The sequence below is a fragment of the Thiomicrorhabdus indica genome, assembly GCF_004293625.1.
In the GTDB taxonomy this organism is placed as follows: domain Bacteria; phylum Pseudomonadota; class Gammaproteobacteria; order Thiomicrospirales; family Thiomicrospiraceae; genus Thiomicrorhabdus; species Thiomicrorhabdus indica.
Genome location: NZ_CP033040.1, coordinates 1,365,877 through 1,386,513, shown reverse-complemented (window position 1 = coordinate 1,386,513; position 20,637 = coordinate 1,365,877). Strand labels below are relative to the sequence as shown.

Genomic DNA, 20,637 nt, shown 5'->3' with positions numbered 1-20,637 from the left:
GATTATTTAATTAACAAACTGCATTTAGACTAAATTTTGTCTTCATTGACAAGCTGAGTAAATTTCTCATAGAGTGTTTCTTTGTCTTCCACTCGTTCTGGATCAGTGATAATCACATCCAATGGACAAACACTAATACAGGTTGGCGAATCATAAAAGCCAACACATTCTGTGCACAAATCCGGATTAATCTCGTAGATTTTCTCTCCCATATAAATCGCTTTATTAGGACATTCCGGCTCGCACATATCGCAGTTAATGCAGCCTTCTAAAATTTTTAAAGCCATAATTTACAACCTATATTTGAACCGCAGCCAAAAGTCATTGAAAAGCACCGTAGCACATGGAAGTGCTACGATGAGTAACCATGGAGGGTGCACAGCGCACTTTGAAATGGCTACTTGACTGTACGGTGTTTATCCGAAAATTATGCTTTTTTCGCGGCTGCCGCTGCGCGATTCGCTTCATCGATTTTCGTTTGTTCGTCTTTCGCCTTTTTGGCAGCGGCATCTCTTTTGACATCACCACCCCACGACTCATTGCGCATGACCAAACAGAACAGCAATGTTTCCTTGTCCAAATCTTTGAACGGATTGACAATACGGACAACCCAACCAGAGCCTTTTGCACAATCAACCACTTCGTCATGGTGGGTTTGCATGTGATCCAACACCAATGAAACATTACCGGCCGGTGACATGATTTCCAGCGAATCACCAACGCAGAATTTGTTTTTAACATCAATTTCCAACATTGAACGACCATCGCGCTCCACGACATCGACAACTTCACCCACAAAACGTTGGCGCTCTGATTTTGAAACGCCATATTCGTAGTTTTGGTATTCCGAATGAACATGACGACGTAAAAAACCTTCGGTATAACCGCGACTTGCCAAGGATTCTAAATCTTCCAACAAACTACGGTCGAATGGTTTACCTTCAAGTGCATCATCAATGGCTTTACGGTAAACCTGCGCCGTTCTTGCCACATAGTAATGTGACTTGGTTCGGCCTTCAATTTTAAGAGAGTGAACGCCCATATCCACCAATTCAGGAATCAGTTCCACAGCACGCAAATCTTTGGAGTTCATAATGTAGGTGCCATGCTCATCTTCAAAAGCCGGCATTAATTCACCTGGACGACCTTCTTCTTCCAATAACATCGCTTGATCGGTTGTTTCCCCTTCTCCCAATGTCGGCTCATAAACACTGGTTTCTGGGGCTGGACGATCAGTCGTACCAGTCAAGTCTGTAATATTTTCCACTTGAATTTTAGGCGTGCCGACTAATTCACCGGTTTCATCTTCTTTCGCTTCATAGGTGTTGTAGTTCCAACGACACGCATTGGTGCATGTCCCTTGGTTCGCATCACGCTTGTTGATATAACCCGAAAGCAGACAACGCCCCGAATAGGCGATACACAAAGCACCGTGAACAAAAACTTCCAACTCCATTTCGGGAACTTTTTCACGAATTTCTCGGATTTCTGCCATCGATAATTCACGCGAAAGCACCACTCGACGCACTCCAGCGTTATACCAAAACTTTACCGTTGCCCAGTTCACAGCATTGGATTGCACCGACAGATGAATTTCTTGTTCAGGATATTGCTCGTGAACCATCGCAATCAACCCTGGATCAGACATAATCAATGCATCCGGCTTCATGTCGATGATTGGCTTAATGTCCTTCATATAGGTGTTTACTTTGGAGTTATGGGCGGCGATATTCGATACCACATAAAACTTCTTGCCTAACTCATGCGCCCGCGCAATCCCTTTAGCAAGGTTTTCCTCATTAAACTCATTATTACGCACTCGCAAACTGTAACGAGGCTGACCGGCATAAACCGCATCCGCGCCATAAGCAAACGCATATTCCATGTTCTTTAAAGTACCGGCCGGTGATAAAAGTTCCGATACCACTTTGACTGAACCTGAATCAGTCATGTTTTGAGTCTCTGCTTGCAAGGCAAATCTCCTATATGAAAGGGTAAAATATTTGGGCAATCATGTGTATTGCCACTTTGGACGCGTATTCTACAAAAAAGGACGCAAATTTTCTTCCCAAATCAAGTATTTATCTTCGATTTTTAATTTTGCATTGGCAGGACTGGTTGAGGGAAGTGATCGATAAACGAGACCGGCCGGTAAGGATTGGTGTTTAAGAACATGCTGCCGGAACAATTTCTCTGCAGCTTGACCATTAAAGCAAACTGCCTGAATCTCGGGGTAATCTGTAAAAATCCCTTCAAAATCATTCGCTTCGGGATTTCGAATGGCGCTATCCAAACTTCCTTTACGTTCACAAGCTTGGAGCACATCCCACAAAAAGATCCCTAGGTCATCCAATGCAGAGATTTTTTCGGAAATACTCTTTAAAGACCGGCCGGTCAAGTTCTCAATAATCGGCCAAAAGGCATTTCGAGAATGTGCGTAATAAAATTCATCCTCTAAGGATTTGACACTTGGCATGCTTCCAAGAACCAAGATTTTAGGTTGCTTTGGAATAATCGGTCTAAATCCTTGGATGGTTGAATTCTGTAGGTTGCTCATATTTTTGAATAATTTACAGACTCAGGGAACCTCTGTTTGAATCAAATTGATTCAAACAGAGGTTCCTTAGCCAAGTTCAATATAGGACGTTTCTTTATCCGCTTCAAACTCTTCGACAACTTCTGCCCATAAATCATAAGCATCTGCTGCAACGATTTTAACTTCAATCAACTGTCCTGGCATTAAATGATGCCCACCTTCAATAAAAACAAGACCATCAATCTCAGGTGCATCTGCCATAGAACGAGCAATCGCGCCTTGCTCATCAATTTCATCCACTAGAACTTTCATCTGACGCCCGACTTTTGCCTGCATTTTGTTTGCAGAAATTCGTTGCTGTGTCTCCATAAAGCGCTCCCAACGATCTTGTTTTACCTCATCAGGAACAGGTTCAGCAATTTCGTTTGCCACAGCACCTTCAACCGGAGAATATTGGAAGCATCCCACACGGTCTAATTGAGCGGCTTCCAAGAAATCGAGCAAGTCTTGGAATTCTTCTTCAGTTTCACCTGGAAAACCAACAATGAAGGTTGAACGAATGACTAAATCCGGTACTTGTTTGCGCCAGTTCTGAATACGCTCTAAGGTTTTTTCCACATTTCCAGGACGTTTCATCGCTTTCAAAACCCGTGGATTGGCATGCTGTAGAGGCATATCCAAATAGGGCAGAATTTTTCCAGCAGCCATAAGAGGAATCACTTCTTCAACGTTCGGATAGGGGTAAACATAGTGTAAACGTACCCAAAAATCATCCACACCGCCCATTTCACCCAAGGCCTCACACAAACCAACCATCGAGGTTTTTGTTGGACGACCATCTGCAAAATCAGTTTTATATTTCACATCGACACCATAAGCAGCGGTATCTTGTGAAACCACCAATAACTCACGAACACCTGCTTCTTTCAAGCGTTTCGCTTCGGCCAGAACATCCGCTACCGGCCGGCTAACTAAGTCACCACGCATTGATGGAATAATGCAGAAAGTACAGCGATGATTACAACCTTCAGAGATTTTCAGATATGCAAAATGTTTAGGGGTGAGTTTGATCCCTTGAGGCGGCACCAAATCAACAAATGGATTATGCTGCGGTGGAGGGACAACATCATGAACGGCCTGAACCACTTCCTGATAAGCGGCCGGCCCAGACACTGCGAGAACTTTAGGGTGAACATCCTTAACAACATCGTCTTTTGCTCCCAAACAGCCTGTGACAATGACCTTGCCGTTTTCTTCCAGTGCTTCACCGATGGTGTCCAATGACTCTTGAACCGCACTATCAATGAATCCACAGGTATTAACGATCACCGTATCCGCATCTTCATAGCTGTTAGTGAGGTGATAACCTTCCGTTCTAAGCTGAGTCAAAATTCGCTCTGTATCCACAGTCGCCTTCGGGCAACCAAGACTGATGACACCAACGGTAGGATTTTGCTTAGACATGATGCTGACTCTCTATCACTGTTAAAATTGCGGACATTTTAACAGTTTGACAAACTTGATAGAAAATACCTTTCGGTTATACCAGACTTAAGACAACAGTCGTAATGAATTAGGAAAATTCACAAACTTTTTGAAAAATACACTGCGTACAAGAGTGGCCTTGACAACCTTTAAGACACTGTTTTTGGATTGTATTTTTGGTTTGCGTCGTCAGTGGTCGGAGGTCACTTGCATTTAAGACACCGGACTTTAATAATTTTTCAAGTGCGTGCTGAGAAATCGCCAAAGCCATTTCACCCTGATCAACATCAGCAACCTTGATTGACGTGGATAAATTTGTCGGCATGATTGAGTTTGAATGATTCATTACGCCTCCTGAATAGCTCTGAATAAAATTTATTAATGGTAATTATTATCATTAACTTTCAACTTTTCAAGTAAAATTTACCTTTAGAAAATAGGTATCCTTGATTGATTCCATTATTTGATCCCATTGAACAGTTCATTTGAATTAACAATGCGCCATTCAAAAGCGACTATTTATTTTCAGACCTAGTATTTTAGGCTGACAAAATATACGATGAAAAACATGACTTTAGACCAATGTAAAACAGGGCAACACTGCCAACTTCTTCGATTGAAAGGGAATGTCGATTTAAAAATGCGTCTGGTTAACTTAGGTTTTCACACACACAGCATTATTCAACTTCTTATGACTCGCGGACAAAACTTCGTTATTAATGTCGATGGCAGTCGATTTGCAATTGATAAAACCTACGCAAAATTCATTGAAGTTGAACTATTATCATGACAGTCATTCCCAAAAACACTGAAAACCATACCGGCCGGTATAGTGCCCAACATCACTATCAAATTGCATTGATTGGTAATCCTAACTGTGGGAAAACCACCCTATTCAATCGCTTAACAGGCGCACAACAAACAACAGGAAATTGGCCTGGAGTGACAGTTGAACAAAAATCTGGGCATTTTAAAATCAATCAAACACCGTTTCATCTAATAGATTTGCCAGGGGTTTACAGCCTTGAACAATCTCAGCACTGTGGTTTAGATGAACGCGTTGCCTGTAATTTTTTGCAATGCCAACCGGCTGATTTAATCATTAATGTCATAGATGCCACAAACTTAGAACGCCAATTGTTTTTAACAGCGCAACTTCTTCATATGGGTCTTCCAGTGGTCGTTGTCTTGAATCGCATGGATTTGCTTAAAGATTACAATCTACACATTGATATTGAAAAACTTTCCAATGCATTAGGCTGTCCTGTTATTCCTATTTCTGCTTATCACAACAAAGGTATTGATGAGCTAAAACAGAAACTGCCTGAATATTTAAACCAAAAAACGTCAATAAGCTTTGAACTCCCAGAAGAGCTCGCTATCAGTTTAGGGAAACTGCAGCTTATGATGGAAGGACATGTTGAAATAAAAGAGAAGCGTTCTTGTTGGAAATCATTACAGATGTTAGTGAACCCACAAAGTGCTCCTGAAAATGTAAGAACCTTTTGTCAGCAAGAAAAACAACAACTTGAGAAAACTTACTCAGAAGATCTTGAACTTATCAGTGCAGATTTATACTTTCAGTTTGCTCATGATTCTGCTCATGCCAGTGAAACCCGCACAGACCAATTTACCCGTAATACTACCGATGTTATTGACCACTGGGTTTTACACCCGATTTTAGGAATGCCGATTTTCTTATTGGTGATGTATCTACTTTTCGCAACGTCTATTGCCTTTGGGAATGTCTTTATCGATTTTTTCGATTTAGGTGCACAAGCACTTTTTGTTGATACGCCAAGCTATCTGCTCCAGCAAATCAATGCCCCAGAGTGGTTAATCACCGTTCTGGCGAATGGGATTGGCGGCGGCATTCAAGTGGTTGCGACATTTATTCCTGTCATTGGTGCTTTGTTTATTTTGCTTTCCATTCTTGAAGATACCGGCTATATGCAACGTGCAGCTCTTGTGGTTGACAACCTGATGCGCAAGCTCGGCCTATCCGGCCAAGCATTCGTACCACTCGTGGTAGGGTTTGGTTGCAATATACCAGCCGTATTGGCAACACGAACTTTGCCAGACTCAAAAGACCGTATCAAAACCGCCCTAATGACACCTTTTATGTCCTGTAGCGCACGCCTGACTGTCTACGTAATGTTTGCAACCGCTTTCTTTCCAGATAATGCCGCTTTAATTGTCTTCACACTGTATCTTGTCGGCATTCTGGCTGCTGTGCTGACGGCACTGCTTTTAAAATACACACTGCTGCAAGGTAAGGTTTCACCGTTGCTTATGGAATTACCAATTTACCATAAACCCACTGCCCTGAATGTTTTACTGAATGCTCGCAATAAACTTAAGAGCTTTATTATCGACGCAGGGAAAGTCATTGTTATTGTTGTGATGGTTCTAAATGTTCTAAACAGTTTAGGCAGTGACGGATCTTTTGGGCATGAAAATCAATCTGATTCTGTTCTAAGTAAAATTGCCAAAGCTGCAACCCCAATTGTTGCGCCTCTAGGCATTACTGAAGAGAACTGGCCGGCAACCGTTGGATTGTTTACCGGAATCTTGGCTAAAGAAGTGGTTGTTGGCTCGCTTGATGCACTTTACCAACAAAAAACTCCAATTAGTGCTTCGGAAGATTCCTACGCCTTAATCCCCGCCTTAACCGAAGCCAGTGCAACGATTGGAGACAACCTACAAAATTTATTTGCAGATTTAGCCGACCCACTAGGATTAAGTAGTATTCAATCAATTGAAGATAAATCTCTAATAGCTGATGAACAAGGGTTTGAGTTAAGTACCCTAGACAAAATGGCAAACTATTTTGATGGGCAGGTCGGCGCGTTTGCTTATCTGTTATTAATCTTGCTTTATTTCCCTTGTGTGGCGACTTTTGGTGCCTTAAAGCAAGAACTCGGCTCAAAATGGGCACTGTTTAGTGCAGGCTGGAGTTTATTCTTGGGCTATGCGGTTGCAGTAAGTTTTTACCAAATTATGATTTTTGAGCGACACCCAACAACCAGTAGCCTCTGGCTCTTGGCTTTTTCACTTATTTTTATCGCTTTATTTATAAGCTTAAAGCGTATCGCGAATTCTTCTAAAACTCAGCAAACTGTATGATTCTACTTGAAGTGAAACGCTACATTAAGCAGCATGAAAAAGTCACTTTTGATGACATTTGTCATCATTTTGACTTAAACACCTCTGCCGCTGAAGGAATTTTGCAACGGCTAATACGTCAAGGGAATATTCAAAAACTCACCGGCCAAAACTGTTCAACTGGTGGTTGCCATAGTCACTGCCAGCAGCAGCAAGACTGGTTTATTTGGTTAGAAAAAAAATATGTCCCTCTAAATTTGAATTTAGACATTCGATAACGTGATGTGACATTGAATTTGCAATGAATTGTCTGAAAACTGCCAGACACGGATTCAAATCCTTGTGGTACTATTCCACCATTTCAAGACACATAAAAGTATCCGATATGAATTTACAATCGCTTCCAATGATGATGACGTGGTCAAGGGTAATTTTAATACCAGTATTCATTGTTTGTTATTACGCCCCTATCGAAGACGCTCGATTCTGGGCTGGGCTTGCATTTATGATTGCCGCGATCACAGACTGGTTTGATGGCTTCCTAGCACGCAAGCTTGGTTCTTCTAGCAAACTTGGGGCGTTTCTAGATCCCGTCGCCGACAAATTAATCGTCGCAGCAGCACTGATTGTTGTCACAGCAGAGTACCATGAAAACCTTCTCGTTATCTTGTCCGCGATTGTTATTATGATGCGTGAGGTCGCCATTTCTGCATTGCGAGAATGGATGGCTGAAAATAACGCTCGTGAAGTCGTTGCAGTTTCCTATCTTGGAAAAATCAAAACTGCTTCACAATTAGCTGCATTAACATGGCTACTCTATGGCGGAGAACTTTGGGGAGTAAACTGGGGCGAACTTGGGTTCCCAATGCTTTACTTTGCAGCAACTTTAACCGTCATCACTTGGGTTCAATACACCAAAGCTGCCCTACCGCAAATTATTGCATCGACAAAAGAATAGTTAACTAAAGACTTTCCCGGCCGGTATCTTTTTTACAATTCATTACAAAACACCGGCCGGTAAACATTTCAAAGAATGTGCAAAAACTTGATAAAAACTGCTTGACCTTTGCTTACCAGCCCCTATAATACGCCCCATTCAAGCGGGAATAGCTCAGCTGGTAGAGCGCAACCTTGCCAAGGTTGAGGTCGCGAGTTCGAACCTCGTTTCCCGCTCCAAGAATATGGCGGAATGGCAGAGTGGCTATGCAGCGGATTGCAAATCCGTGGACCTCGGTTCGACTCCGGGTTCCGCCTCCATTTTCTTATACTAAACAAACAATTGTTTAGTCGCATTATTTAGCAACATGCTAAACACCTGCCCAGGTGGCGAAATTGGTAGACGCAGGGGACTTAAAATCCCCCGGTAGAAATACTGTGCCGGTTCGACTCCGGCCCTGGGCACCATCTTTATTGCTCTATATCAATATATAATCCCCTATCAATTTCAAAAACCCTTAAATCGTTTTTCTTCAATAAAACTACTACTCACTCATTTTATTTGTACTGCCCTTCTTACTTCTTATTAATGGTATGTTTTTGTTCTCACGTCAATTCAGGTTTTGATGAAACCAATCACGCAATTGAATTAAATTGAATCGCTTCATCTACCGTTTTTGGATCAAGCTTCGCCATGAAAATAATCGTAGATTTGTTGAGCCTTCGCCTCACTAATGCCATTAACTTTTTGCAGCTCTGAAACAGCAGCGTTTTTAACTTCCGTCAGGCCACCAAAATGCATCAGGAGTTTTTTTCGTGTTTTTGGACCAATGCCTTCAATATCTTCCAATCGAGATTGTGAAAACGTTGCTTGGCGTTTTTTGCGGTGACTGGTAATCGCAAAACGGTGTGCCTCATCACGAATGTGATTGATTAGATGTAGCGCTCGATCATCAGGTTGCAAATCAATGCCTTGTTTGTTGTGCGGTGTGTATAAAATTTCCAGTCCGGCTTTTCGGCCTTCGCCTTTTGCAACAGAAACTAAAGGTAAACTTTCAAGCTCTAAATCTTTTAATACATCAATGGCTTGATTCAATTGCCCTTTTCCACCATCAACAATCACCAAATCAGGCAGTTTCACCGATTCATTTTTTAAGCGCTGATAACGCCGGGTTAACACTTGATGCATAGCGGCATAATCATCGCCACCTTGAATGCCTTCAATATTAAATTTTCGATAATGCTGCGTACTAGGAATTCCCTCTTTAAACACAACGCAGCTGGCTATGGTCTGCGCACCCTGAGTGTGACTGATATCAAAACACTCCATGTAATTCGGCGGTGTTTTTAATCCTAAAACCTCTTGCAATGCCGTGACCCGTTCAAACTGAGAGGCTTTTTGCGACAAATGCTGCTTTAAAGCCGCTTGCGCATTAGTTTGGGCAAGATTAATCAAACCCTTGTCATTATGCGTATTCGCCACCCGCAATCTGACTGGGTTTTTTACCTGTTCGGATAAGGCTTTCTGTATGGTATCGCGCTCTTCAAAATCTTCTTCCAAGATAATGAGCTTCGGTAACGGATGCAAACTGTAATGCTGAGAAATAAATGCACTAAAAATTTCACCGGCCGGTAAATCTGCCGGTACTTTGGGATAAAAAACTTCACTTCCCCAAAGGTTGCCACCTCTATACATCATCAAACATAAAGCAAACACTCCGGCTTGCTCGTAAATCGCCAACACATCCATGTCTTTATCACCCGGCTGGTTGATAATGTGTTGACTCTGAACCGTTCTCAGTGCCGAAATTCGATCACGCAAAATCCCCGCTTCTTCAAATTCCAGTGCCATTGACGCTTGTTCCATCTGTTGACCAAGTTCTTCGATCACATCAAAGCTTTTACCTTGCAAAAACATCAAAGTGTGTCGGACATCTTGTGCATAGGCTTCTTTTGAAACCAACCCTTCGACACAAGGGCCTGAACAGCGTTTAATTTGATATTGCAAACAAGGTCGTGAACGGTGACGAAACACGCTTTCTGGGCATTGTCGAACAGGGAAAATTTTTTGCAAAACATCCATCGTTTGATGCACGGCCGAAGCATTAGGAAAAGGCCCAAAATAGTCGCCTTTTTTGCGCTTCGCACCGCGAAAAAAGCTGAGCGAAGGAAATGCTTTTTGCGTTGAAACATAGATATACGGATAAGACTTATCATCTCTAAAAAGAATGTTATATTTGGGTTTGTGGCGTTTTATAAGGGTATTTTCAAGAATCAACGCTTCGGCTTCTGTGTCGGTAATCGTGACCTCTATCGACGCCACTTGTGCCACCATAGCTTCAGTTTTTATCTCTTTCTGCGATTTTAAGAAGTAGCTACTGACACGACGCTTTAAATTTTTCGCCTTGCCCACATAAATAATGTCACCTTTAGCATCCAGCATACGGTAAACACCGGGACGTTCACTCAACTGCTTCAGAAATCCTTTGATATCGAATTCTACCGGCCGGTTTAGTTCTTCATTGGCGCCACTTGACTTGTTAGACGATTGAGTTTGTTTTGAGTCATCAATTGAATTGGATGGATTTTCTTGGGTCATGATCTTGAAAACGGTAGAATGCTTTGGATTTTAAAGCTTTATTATAAAGGAAGGACCGCTTGATGGAACAAGAGCCTCAAAAAAACAACGGTGGTTTCGATCGCTTAGCAATTGCTGTTGAAAGCCTCGTAAAACAAGAACGTTGGACGCGCCGTTTTGGCAATTTACTCAAATTAGCGATTGCCGCATATATTGTGTTTTTTATCTATGTCGCCGTAGATAACCTGCAACCTAAAGAAGTAATGGAAAGTGTCAGCACCAGTGACAAGCATGTTGCTGTGGTTCGCCTTGAAGGCGCGATTATGCCCGGTAGTCATGTCAGTGCTGAAGTGATTAACGACATTTTAAAGCGCGCGTTCCGAAACCCGAAAAGTGAAGCCGTCATTATCAAAGCTAATTCTCCAGGTGGCAGCCCAGTGCAGTCGGCTTTGATTAATGATGAAATAATGCGCTTGAAAAAACAATACAACAAACCTGTGTATGCAGTCGTTGAAGATCTTTGTGCGTCTGGTTGCTATTACGTAGCCGTCGCTGCCGATGAAATTTATGCCAACAAAGGGTCGATGATCGGCTCGATTGGTGTTCGTATGGATACCTTTGGTCTCACAGGGTTAATGGATAAAATTGGTGTCGAAAATCGTTCCATGCACGCTGGCGAGCACAAAACCTTTATTGACCCTTTCAGCCCGGCAGATCAAGAAGGCCGTGCATTTTTCCAAAAAGAAGTATTGGAGCGCACTCATCAGCAATTTATTGATACGGTACGAGCAGGACGCGGTGACCGAATCAAGGAAGATGAAAACACTTATACTGGCTTAGTCTGGTTGGGCGACAAAGCGGTTGAAAATGGCATGATCGATGGTCTAGGTGATATAGGTTATGTTGCTCGAGAAGTTATTGGTAATAATCATGTACGTTTTTATGAAGTGGAGCGTAGCTTTATTGAACAACTAATGGGTGACATCAGCGCTGAAACCGCTGCAAGATTGAGTGTCATGATGAATACCATGAAGTAAGCAACTCAGCTTTAATCCTATAAAGAATACCGGCCGGTAACGATTTACTCGCCGGTATTTTTTTATATAAATTTCCAAGCATAAAAAAACCGGATAACGCTAACACGTTACCCGGTTTTTTTGTGAATCAATCTAAACAGTAACTTTAGATATTGAACTCAATCGTAGCAGGTCCTGTATTTAACTCTTTCGCTGGCGGTGCAAAGTCAGTTAAGTGAATCCCTTCTACTGCAGCTTTGTACTCATCCAAAGTTGGTGTACGACCTAAGATAGTCGAAAGTACAACGGCAGGCGTTGAGGCCAATAGTGACTCACCTTTCTTCTCATCTGAATCCTGCACGACACGACCTTCGAAAAGACGCGTTGAAGTGGCCATAACCGTATCACCCTTCTCAGCTTTTTCTTGGTTACCCATACATAGGTTACAACCTGGTCGCTCAAGATACATAATGTTTTCGTACTTGGTACGAGCGGTATCTTTGGGTGCCGAATCATCAAATTCGAATCCAGCGTATTTCTGTAAAATTTCCCAATCACCTTCGGCTTTAAGCTCATCCACGATATTGTACGTTGGTGGAGCAACAACCAGTGGCGCTTTAAATTCAACCGAACCATTTTGTTGTTCTAAGTTACGGAACATTTGCGCAATAATTTGCATATCGCCTTTATGCACCATACATGAACCAACAAATCCTAAATCCACTTGTTTGGTGCCACCGTAATAAGACAGCCCGCGAATCGAGTCATGCGTATAACGTTTCGAAGGATCAGGGTTATTCACATCTGGATCGGCAATCATAGGCTCATCGATTTGGTCCAAATCAACCACTAATTCCGCATAGTATTTCGCATTTGCATCTGGACGCAACGCAGGCTCTGCACCCGATTTAATATCTGCAATACGCTTGCTGGCTTTATCCACAAGACCTTGCAGCATTTGCTTGTCGTTATCCATTCCTTTATCAATCATGATTTGGATTCGACTTTTCGCGATTTCAAGCGACTCAATCAACGTCTCATCTTCAGAGATATTGATGGATGCCTTGGCTTTCATTTCTGCAGTCCAATCGGTAAAGGTAAATGCTTGGTCAGCTAATAAAGTACCAATATGCACTTCGATAATACGACCTTGGAAAACGTTCTCACCAAACTCTTTCAGCATTTGCATCTGTGTGGCATGCACTACATCACGGAAATCCATGTAGCTCTTCATCTGACCTTTAAACGTGACTTTCACCGAATCTGGAATTGGCATAGAAGCTTCACCTGTTGCCAGCGCCAGAGCAACCGTTCCAGAATCCGCACCAAACGCGACACCTTTTGACATACGGGTGTGCGAATCACCACCAATAATAATGTCACGATCATCAACAGTAATGTCATTCAAAACCTTATGAATTACGTCTGTCATCGGATAGTAAACACCCTTCGGATCACGACCGGTGATCATGCCAAAATTGTGCATAAAACTCATAAGCTTTGGAATGTTTGCTTGCGCCTTTGAGTCCCAAACCGAAGCAGTGTGGCAACCCGATTGATAAGCACCATCAACCGATGGAGAAATCACCGTCGCCGCCATCGCTTCTAATTCTTGAGCCGTCATCAAGCCCGTTGTATCTTGAGAACCAACAATGTTCACTTTTACGCGAATGTCGGAACCTGTATGCAATGGCGTTGAAGATTTGACACCTAAAGCATTTCGGTTAAAGATTTTCTCAACCGCTGTTAACCCTTGGCCTTTATGAGAAATTTCTTTCGCAGGTGCAAACACTGACGGTGCTTCAACCCCCAAAGTTTCAGCGGCAAATGTTTGCAGCTTTTTACCGAAGACCACAGCATAAGAACCACCAGCACGCATAAATTCAACTTTAGCTGGCGTGAAAGATGCTGAAATATCTGCAAGTTCTTTGTCACCGTTATACAGCTTTTTCTGTTTGGTATTGATGGTCAATACTGAACCTGTATCGACTGAATAAACCTGTTCAAGAATTGGCTCGCCGCTATCATCTTTGACAACCGAGCCATCTGCGTCCGTCTTTTTGACCCAGTTTTTAAGGTCAATTCCAATACCACCAGTCACATCCACTGTCGTTAGGAAAATTGGCGAGATACCGTTTGTTCCAGCTACAATCGGTGCCTTGTTAACGAATGGGACATAAGGACTGACAGGTTCGCCTGTCCAAAGTGCTACGTTATTCACCCCAGACATACGTGAAGAACCAACACCCATAGTCCCTTTTTCAGCAACCAACATCACTTTTGCATCTGGGTTAGCTGCTTGCAATTCTTTGATTTTTTCTTGAGCTTCAGGTGTGATCATACATTGACCGTGTAATTCGCGGTCAGAACGAGAGTGAGCTTGGTTACCCGGTGACAGAAGATCTGTTGAGATATCCCCTTCTGCTGCAACATAAGTCACAACTTTGATTTCTTCAGGTAACTCAGGAAGCTTGGTAAAAAACTCTGCTTGCGCATAGCTTTCTAACAGCTCTTTGGCAATCGTATTACCAGCTTTAACTGCAGCTTCTAAACGAGCCGTGTCCGCTTCATATAAAAACACTTGAGTTTTCAGTACTTCAGCAGCAGGAAGAGCAACCGAAGAATCATCTGAAAGAGCTAAATCTAAAAGCACTTCAATAGATGGGCCACCTTTCATATGCGACAGCAATTCAAATGCAAATTCTGTTGAAATCTCCGCAACTTGCTCTTGCCCTAAAATAATTTCTTTTAGGAATTTAGCCTTAACACCCGCAGCAGGTGTTGTACCTGGCAGCGTGTTGTAGATAAAAAACTGAATAGAATCTTCGCGATTGACGTTTGCAGTATCCTTGATTTGCTCAATAATCTCAGCAAGTAGTTCCGCGCTATCGATGGGTTTTGCATGTAATCCCAATTCGTTTTTACGTGTTGCGATTTCTTCCATGTATTCAGAATATAAGCTCATAGTCACACCTTTCAATAAATTTTGGTGAAGTATAAAGGAATACGCTATTTAGCACAAAAAATTGTCGTTTAGATAACTCGCTCAAGAATACCTTCTAATACGGAGATTCTTAAAAAAAACAATTGGTTTTAAGGAGGTGCTAACCTCTTTGCAGAGCCCTCTTTTTTAAGTTTTCTATTCATAATTCCTCTATAATATGCCGTTTTTAAAAAGCAATATTTAAAGGATTGGCAAATGGAACTTTCTGCATTAACTGCAATTTCCCCTGTTGATGGTCGTTATGGCGGACGTCTTGGCGATTTAAAAGCAATTTTTAGTGAATTCGGTTTGATTAAGAATCGCGTAAAAGTCGAAGTATTTTGGCTAAAAATGCTGTCCAACCATCCTGGGATTCCAGAAGTTTCAGAATTAAGTGCACAAGCCACTTCACACCTAATGCAATTAGTTGATGATTTCTCATTGGAAATGGCGCAACGTGTGAAAGAGATTGAAAAAACCACCAACCATGACGTTAAAGCCGTAGAGTATCTGATTAAAGAACATTTCGCAGATAATGAAGAGTTAATGGCGGTTTCAGAGTTTGTTCACTTTGCCTGTACCTCAGAAGATATCAACAACCTTGCTTATGCGCTAATGCTAAAAGATGCGCGTGAGTACCAAATCATTCCGGCCATGGATGAAGTGATTGCTAAAATCTCTGAAATGGCTCAGGACATGGCTGATATCCCAATGTTATCGCGTACTCACGGCCAACCAGCTTCACCAACGACAGCTGGTAAAGAATTCGCCAACGTTTCTTATCGTTTACAACGTCAAGCGAAACAGCTTATGGACGTCCGTATCATGGGGAAAATCAATGGTGCGACAGGTAATTACAACGCTCACCTTGCAGCTTATCCAGATGTGAACTGGTATGACCTTTCAGAACAGTTTGTAAACAGCCTTGGTTTAATGTGGAACCCATACACTATTCAAATTGAACCGCACGATTACATTGCTGAATATTTCCATGTCATTCAGCGTTTCAACACAATCCTGATTGATTTTGACCGTGATGTTTGGGCTTATATTTCTAACGGTTTCTTTAAGCAAAAAACCATTGCCGGTGAAATCGGTTCTTCAGCTATGCCGCATAAAGTTAACCCAATTGATTTTGAAAACTCTGAAGGAAACTTAGGAATTGCCAATGCGATTTTCGACCACCTTGGTCAAAAACTACCAATTTCACGTTGGCAGCGTGATCTGACAGATTCGACTGTTTTGCGTAATCTTGGAGTTGGTGTTGCTCACACCATGATTTCTTTGCAAGCCACTATGAAAGGTCTAAGTAAACTTGAAGTCGATGCCGATGCAATGGCGCGTGATCTAAATAATAACTGGGAAGTTCTAGCTGAAGCGATCCAAACTGTCATGCGTCGTCATGGTTTTGAGAAGCCTTATGAGAAACTGAAAGACTTAACTCGTGGTCAAAAAGTGAACCAAGAAATTATGCAAAACTTTATTGATAGCTTGGAAGGTTTGCCGGCCGATGCAAAAGAGTATCTTCGCAACCTAACGCCAGCAACTTATATTGGTAATGCAGCACAACAAGCAAAAAATATTGAATTAGCAACGACCATTCTTAAAGGTCGATAATTGTAGATAGTCCTTATCTTAAAATTGCATTATTCATTGAAAGCCATTCAGGAACTTCTGATTGAATCTGAGGTTCCTTAAGCACAGATCTGTGAATGGCTTTTTGTTTTTCAGTGAATAATACATAATACTTTTTCTAAACCAACTCCAAGTCTGGAGCAATTTGTAACATAGCTTCAAATATTTCAGGATCAATGGATGTTCCACATTCGCTTTTCATAATTTGCAAAGCCTTTTCCAATGGCATTGCGTCGCGATACGGACGCTGAGCAGTCAAAGCATCAAAAATGTCAGCCACTGTAATCATCTTGGTTTCAAATAAAATCTGCTCATTTTTCAAGCCGTACGGATAACCACCACCATTCAGCTTCTCATGATGCGCCCCACAAATTTTCGCTATTCTGGAGAAAGGTTTAATTCTTTGCAAAATTTGCTCCGAGTAAAGCGGATGCAATTTAATCTGATCAAATTCTTTATCGGTTAGTTTGCCTGGCTTATCTAAAATATGATTGCTAACACCGAGTTTGCCAATATCATGCAACAGTGCGCAGCGGTTCAACTCTCGTTGTTGTTCGAGCGAAAATCCGAAAACTTGGCTTAGCCGAATGGTGTAATCTGCTACTCGTGAACTGTGATCATGAGTAAATGGGCTTTTGGCATCAACAATCATTGCAAAGGCAAAGGTAATATCGTCAAGCTTATTTTCACTAAGAGGTACTTTTTCCTGTTGTGGTTCAAGCTGACGAATCTCTTCTTCCAGCTCTTTTTTTGAAAGGCTTTCCCAAAATGCATTATTTCCTTCAATACTGCAAAGCGCATCAACTAACTCAGGATTAAACCAAGTCCCTTTTCGGCGGCGGACTTCATTTAAGACTGAAAACTTGCCACCCGCTTGAAAAAAGACGTCCGTCACCTGAGCCAGTAAAGCAATTTGTGAGTGAACAGGAATACTCGTCCCACTGATGCCATAAGGTTTGCCATTGCCATTCCAGTGCTCATCTAAATAACGAATACCATTCGCAATAATCTCATTAAACCCTAATCTTTGTGCAATTTCAGCGCCGCGTTCACAACGAGTCGTAAACAGCTCAACCGTTTCTTGCTCTCCATGCTTGGCTAAATTAATCAGGCGCTTTGCCTTGGAAATTAGACTCCCACCCACAGAGGTATGTTTCAGAACAAAATCAACCACCTGCTTAGAACTGTCATTATTAATTAATTTAAAATCCCTTTTTGTTTGTCGATCATCACTGCCATAAAGCTCATAGAGTCGTGCGGCATTGCTGCTACAACCAGCATCTTTGAGCAGCAGCGTATAGTACAAATCCCATAAATCCGCAGGTTTTAACCCAATGATTTTGCCAATATGCATCCCAATCCAACAACAACGGATACTGTGACCAGCCGGCTGCCCCTCGGTTAAATCCAGTGCATAACTCAAAGCACTAATCACCTCGGATAGGCTTAAATTCTGTTCGTCGAAAAAATTCAAATCCGTGGTTTCAGTAGGTTCATGGCGAGTATTTATTTGCATCATAGTAATCCCACAAGCTCGATAGGCTATCCACATTACAACATTTAACCCCAAAAAATTGAATTATTAGGGCAGCATAATGCAGAAAATAGCTTAAGGCTCTTTAATCAAATCTATAAAAACATTTAATCAATTCACCCATAAGAAATTACTATAATTCATAAGTTATTTTTATAATTTATATTATTTTCTTGACTAAAAACCTTAAAAAATATTTCGTTAATAGAAGGGTGAAAACCATGCAACAAAAAATATTTAAAGAGAAATACCCAATTTTTGAACTTCGTTTCACAAAAGAAGAATCAAAATTTGATTCCGTCCCTGCAATTTTGGACTTTCTACAAGAACAAGTCGATGCGCATCCAAAAGCCGGTTTTATTGCACGTTTTGACCACTACACTCATACCAAAGAACGCAATGGTGAAATCGCTGACAATATCAAAGATGCCCAAAATATTATTCTTTGTTTTGGCATGCAGCTACCCTCACCGGATCCGGTTGCCGTTCGACCGCGCTCAATTGGTGTTACGGATTTGGGTGATGAATTTGTGGTCAACTTCATGGAAGCGCCTAACCCGATTGCCAATGATACAATGGAAAATTGGGTTAAATCCTTGGTGAAATAATAGCTTTGACTCAAATTTGCTTACCGGGCATTAAGAAGAATTTCCTACCGGCCGGTAAGTTAACCAATCTATCAACTTCTCTAGCTAACATCTGCAACAAACTTCTCTATAATGGTGCGACTAACATTTTCAGAGAACAAAGCATGATTCACTTCGATACCATCGACCTTGCCACTTTTTTAAATGAGTACTGGCAGAAAAAACCTATCCTTTTGCGAAATGCCTTGCCTGATTTTGAGGCCCCCATTACTGCAGAAGAACTTGCCGGCCTATCATTAGAGGAAGAGGTTGAAAGCCGTATGGTGATTCAACATGGTGAGCAAGACTATGAACTTAAGCGTGGCCCATTTGAGGAATCCATTTACGGTGAACTTCCGGATGAAAACTGGACCTTGTTGGTTCAGGGCTGTGATCGACTCTTGCCAGAAGTAGCAGACATTCTCAATGATTTTGATTTTCTTCCACGCTGGCGAATCGATGACATTATGATTTCTTACGCGACGCAAGGCGGTAATGTCGGCCCTCACTTTGACCATTATGATGTGTTTTTATTACAAGCGGCAGGTCAGCGAAATTGGCAAATCACTGCAAAGGACTGCTTAGAAAGCAACTATATTCAAGGCGTGGATTTACGCTTAATGAAAACTTTTGAGGTGGAAGAATCCTTTGTTTTAAATCCCGGAGATATTCTTTATTTGCCCCCAAAAGTCGGACATCATGGTATTGCCCTCGACAATGAATGCATGACTTTCTCAGTCGGTTATCGCTCTTATCGAGGTCAGGAGCTTTGGGACTCTTTGGGTGATCACCTTTCAGAACACGCTCTTTTCAAAGAACTCTATTTCGACCCGAAAATGTCAGAACACTTAAACCCCGGAGAAGTTTCTATTGATTCGGCGATGCAAGCGAAACAGCTGCTTGAAAAAAAGCTACAAGACCCTAAATTACTGCAATCATGGTTTGCGCGTTTTGCGACACAACTGGACCAAGGTGCTGCACAACAGCTCCCAGAACCCTTAACAGAAGACGAAACGCCAGAATTATCTGAATTTGTAACGGCCTTACACTCTGAATATGGATTGATTAAAGACGCGGTGTGCCGTTTTGCCTACACGGACATTGACGGTCATACTCAGCTTTATATCAATGGTGCCATATGGGAAACCTTTGATGCACCCGATGTGTTTTTACAAATGCTCGCAAACCATAACTTCTTTACTCAAGAAATGATACTCGCAGAACTCGACAAACCAGGTGTCAGTGAATTGCTGTTTGATTTGTGGAAATTGCAGTATTTAATTTTTATCGAATAGTTTATTACTGAGCGTTGAACAAGGAAACCTCATGGCAAATATGATTGCAGATATTACCCCAGAAAACTTTCAAACCTCTGTTATTGAGATGTCGGAAAAAATCCCCGTACTTTTAGATTTCTGGGCGCCTTGGTGCGGACCTTGTAAACAAGTTATGCCAATGTTGGAAGCTCTCACTCAAGAATATGCCGGCCAGTTCTTTTTAGCAAAAGTGAATACCGAAGAGCAACAAGAACTTTCAAGCCATTTTTCAATTCAAAGCATTCCAAGCTTTAAAGTCGTAGTGGATGGCAAAATCGTTGAAGAGATGCAAGGTGCTCAACCCATTTCCGAATTCAAAAAATTACTCGAAAAATACATGCCGGCAGATGAGACCGAAGAACTGCGCTCCCAAGCGAATGTCTTAAAAAAAGAAGGTAAATTCGATGAGGCACTTGAAGTACTGGCACAAGCGAGCCAACAAAACCCTCATAACTTTGGTATACATTTCGATTTAATAGAAGTGTTTCTTCTTCAAGAAAAATTGTCTGAAGCAAAATCTCTATTTGAACAGCTGCCAGACGAGGTTCAAACTTCACCGGCCGGTAAATCTTCACAGCAACAAATCACGCTTGCTTATGAACTTCAAGGGGCGCCAAGTTTAGATGAGATAGAACAGCAACTGATATCAAAGCCAAAGAATCCTGAATTATTACAAGCAAAAAGCAAGCTTCACCTCGCTCATCAACAGTACGAAGAAGCTTTTCAAAATTTAATGATATTATTTCAGGTCGATAGAAATTTTTCGGATGGATATGCACGAAAGACGCTATTAGAACAGTTTGAAAACCTAAAGAGCTCTCACCCTGAGTTGGTAAATGAATACCGTCGAAAGTTTCAGGCATTATTATTTTAACCGGCCGGTGAAC

17 protein-coding genes and 3 tRNA genes are annotated in these 20,637 nt (G+C 41.8%); 12 read left to right on the top strand and 8 right to left on the bottom strand.

What is annotated here, in order from left to right:
• Positions 1-29: 29 nt before the first annotated feature.
• The 5 genes from D9T12_RS05835 to D9T12_RS05815 all read right to left on the bottom strand — a co-directional run bounded on the left by D9T12_RS05835 (position 30) and on the right by D9T12_RS05815 (position 4,367).
• A complete protein-coding gene (locus D9T12_RS05835; protein WP_130537296.1) occupies positions 30-287 on the bottom strand; it encodes a YfhL family 4Fe-4S dicluster ferredoxin in 258 nt (85 codons plus the stop codon).
• Positions 288-427: 140 nt separating this feature from the next.
• The gene (trhP, locus tag D9T12_RS05830) at positions 428-1,951 is read right to left on the bottom strand and encodes a prephenate-dependent tRNA uridine(34) hydroxylase TrhP (RefSeq protein ID WP_130538544.1); all 1,524 of its coding nucleotides are present in this window, start codon (positions 1,949-1,951) and stop codon (positions 428-430) included.
• 90 nt (positions 1,952-2,041) lie between these two features.
• Complete coding sequence (locus D9T12_RS05825) at positions 2,042-2,557, bottom strand: DNA-deoxyinosine glycosylase (RefSeq protein ID WP_130537295.1); 516 nt, start codon at positions 2,555-2,557, stop codon at positions 2,042-2,044.
• 66 nt (positions 2,558-2,623) lie between these two features.
• Entirely contained in the window at positions 2,624-4,000 is a 1,377-nt protein-coding gene (rimO, locus tag D9T12_RS05820; RefSeq protein ID WP_130537294.1) for a 30S ribosomal protein S12 methylthiotransferase RimO, read from the bottom strand.
• 109 nt (positions 4,001-4,109) lie between these two features.
• Entirely contained in the window at positions 4,110-4,367 is a 258-nt protein-coding gene (locus D9T12_RS05815) for a hypothetical protein (RefSeq protein ID WP_130537293.1), read from the bottom strand.
• A gap of 213 nt (positions 4,368-4,580) precedes the next feature.
• On the opposite strand from D9T12_RS05815, the gene D9T12_RS05810 reads away from it, so the two are divergent.
• The 7 genes from D9T12_RS05810 to D9T12_RS05780 all read left to right on the top strand — a co-directional run bounded on the left by D9T12_RS05810 (position 4,581) and on the right by D9T12_RS05780 (position 8,530).
• Positions 4,581-4,811, top strand: a complete 231-nt coding sequence (locus tag D9T12_RS05810; RefSeq protein WP_130537292.1) for a FeoA family protein — start codon at positions 4,581-4,583, stop codon at positions 4,809-4,811.
• Positions 4,808-7,147 (top strand): Fe(2+) transporter permease subunit FeoB, encoded by a 2,340-nt coding sequence (feoB, locus tag D9T12_RS05805; RefSeq protein WP_130537291.1) that lies wholly within the window; start codon positions 4,808-4,810, stop codon positions 7,145-7,147. The genes D9T12_RS05810 and feoB overlap by 4 nt, the downstream gene beginning before the upstream one ends.
• Complete coding sequence (locus D9T12_RS05800; protein ID WP_130537290.1) at positions 7,144-7,404, top strand: FeoC-like transcriptional regulator; 261 nt, start codon at positions 7,144-7,146, stop codon at positions 7,402-7,404. Before feoB ends, D9T12_RS05800 begins: the two co-directional genes overlap by 4 nt.
• Positions 7,405-7,511: 107 nt before the next feature.
• A complete protein-coding gene (gene pgsA, locus D9T12_RS05795; RefSeq protein WP_130537289.1) occupies positions 7,512-8,084 on the top strand; it encodes a CDP-diacylglycerol--glycerol-3-phosphate 3-phosphatidyltransferase in 573 nt (190 codons plus the stop codon).
• A gap of 142 nt (positions 8,085-8,226) precedes the next feature.
• Positions 8,227-8,302, top strand: a tRNA-Gly gene (locus tag D9T12_RS05790).
• A 7-nt stretch (positions 8,303-8,309) separates the two neighbouring features.
• Positions 8,310-8,383 (top strand) — tRNA-Cys (locus D9T12_RS05785).
• A gap of 60 nt (positions 8,384-8,443) precedes the next feature.
• Positions 8,444-8,530: transfer RNA gene (locus D9T12_RS05780), tRNA-Leu, on the top strand.
• A gap of 214 nt (positions 8,531-8,744) precedes the next feature.
• Here the strand turns inward: D9T12_RS05780 and uvrC are convergent.
• Positions 8,745-10,661, bottom strand: a complete 1,917-nt coding sequence (gene uvrC / locus D9T12_RS05775) for an excinuclease ABC subunit UvrC (protein ID WP_130537288.1) — start codon at positions 10,659-10,661, stop codon at positions 8,745-8,747.
• Between the two features lie 62 nt (positions 10,662-10,723).
• Here uvrC and D9T12_RS05770 point away from each other — a divergent pair, with 62 nt between their 5' ends.
• Positions 10,724-11,677 (top strand): S49 family peptidase, encoded by a 954-nt coding sequence (locus D9T12_RS05770; protein ID WP_130537287.1) that lies wholly within the window; start codon positions 10,724-10,726, stop codon positions 11,675-11,677.
• Between the two features lie 145 nt (positions 11,678-11,822).
• On the opposite strand, the gene D9T12_RS05765 is transcribed toward D9T12_RS05770, so the two are convergent.
• A complete protein-coding gene (locus D9T12_RS05765) occupies positions 11,823-14,621 on the bottom strand; it encodes a bifunctional aconitate hydratase 2/2-methylisocitrate dehydratase (RefSeq protein ID WP_130537286.1) in 2,799 nt (932 codons plus the stop codon).
• A gap of 234 nt (positions 14,622-14,855) precedes the next feature.
• Between D9T12_RS05765 and purB the strand changes: the two genes are divergently transcribed.
• Positions 14,856-16,256, top strand: coding sequence for an adenylosuccinate lyase (purB, locus tag D9T12_RS05760; protein ID WP_130537285.1), 1,401 nt, complete (start codon positions 14,856-14,858; stop codon positions 16,254-16,256).
• 136 nt (positions 16,257-16,392) lie between these two features.
• On the opposite strand, the gene D9T12_RS05755 is transcribed toward purB, so the two are convergent.
• Complete coding sequence (locus D9T12_RS05755) at positions 16,393-17,793, bottom strand: HD-GYP domain-containing protein (RefSeq protein WP_206199140.1); 1,401 nt, start codon at positions 17,791-17,793, stop codon at positions 16,393-16,395.
• Between the two features lie 236 nt (positions 17,794-18,029).
• Here D9T12_RS05755 and D9T12_RS05750 point away from each other — a divergent pair, with 236 nt between their 5' ends.
• The 3 genes from D9T12_RS05750 to D9T12_RS05740 all read left to right on the top strand — a co-directional run bounded on the left by D9T12_RS05750 (position 18,030) and on the right by D9T12_RS05740 (position 20,624).
• The gene (locus D9T12_RS05750) at positions 18,030-18,416 is read left to right on the top strand and encodes a DUF6858 family protein (RefSeq protein ID WP_130537284.1); all 387 of its coding nucleotides are present in this window, start codon (positions 18,030-18,032) and stop codon (positions 18,414-18,416) included.
• A gap of 143 nt (positions 18,417-18,559) precedes the next feature.
• Positions 18,560-19,729 (top strand): cupin domain-containing protein, encoded by a 1,170-nt coding sequence (locus D9T12_RS05745; RefSeq protein WP_130537283.1) that lies wholly within the window; start codon positions 18,560-18,562, stop codon positions 19,727-19,729.
• Positions 19,730-19,760: 31 nt separating this feature from the next.
• Positions 19,761-20,624: a tetratricopeptide repeat protein gene (locus D9T12_RS05740; RefSeq protein ID WP_130537282.1), complete on the top strand. Its 864-nt coding sequence runs from the start codon at positions 19,761-19,763 to the stop codon at positions 20,622-20,624.
• The last annotated feature ends 13 nt before the right edge of the window (positions 20,625-20,637 follow it).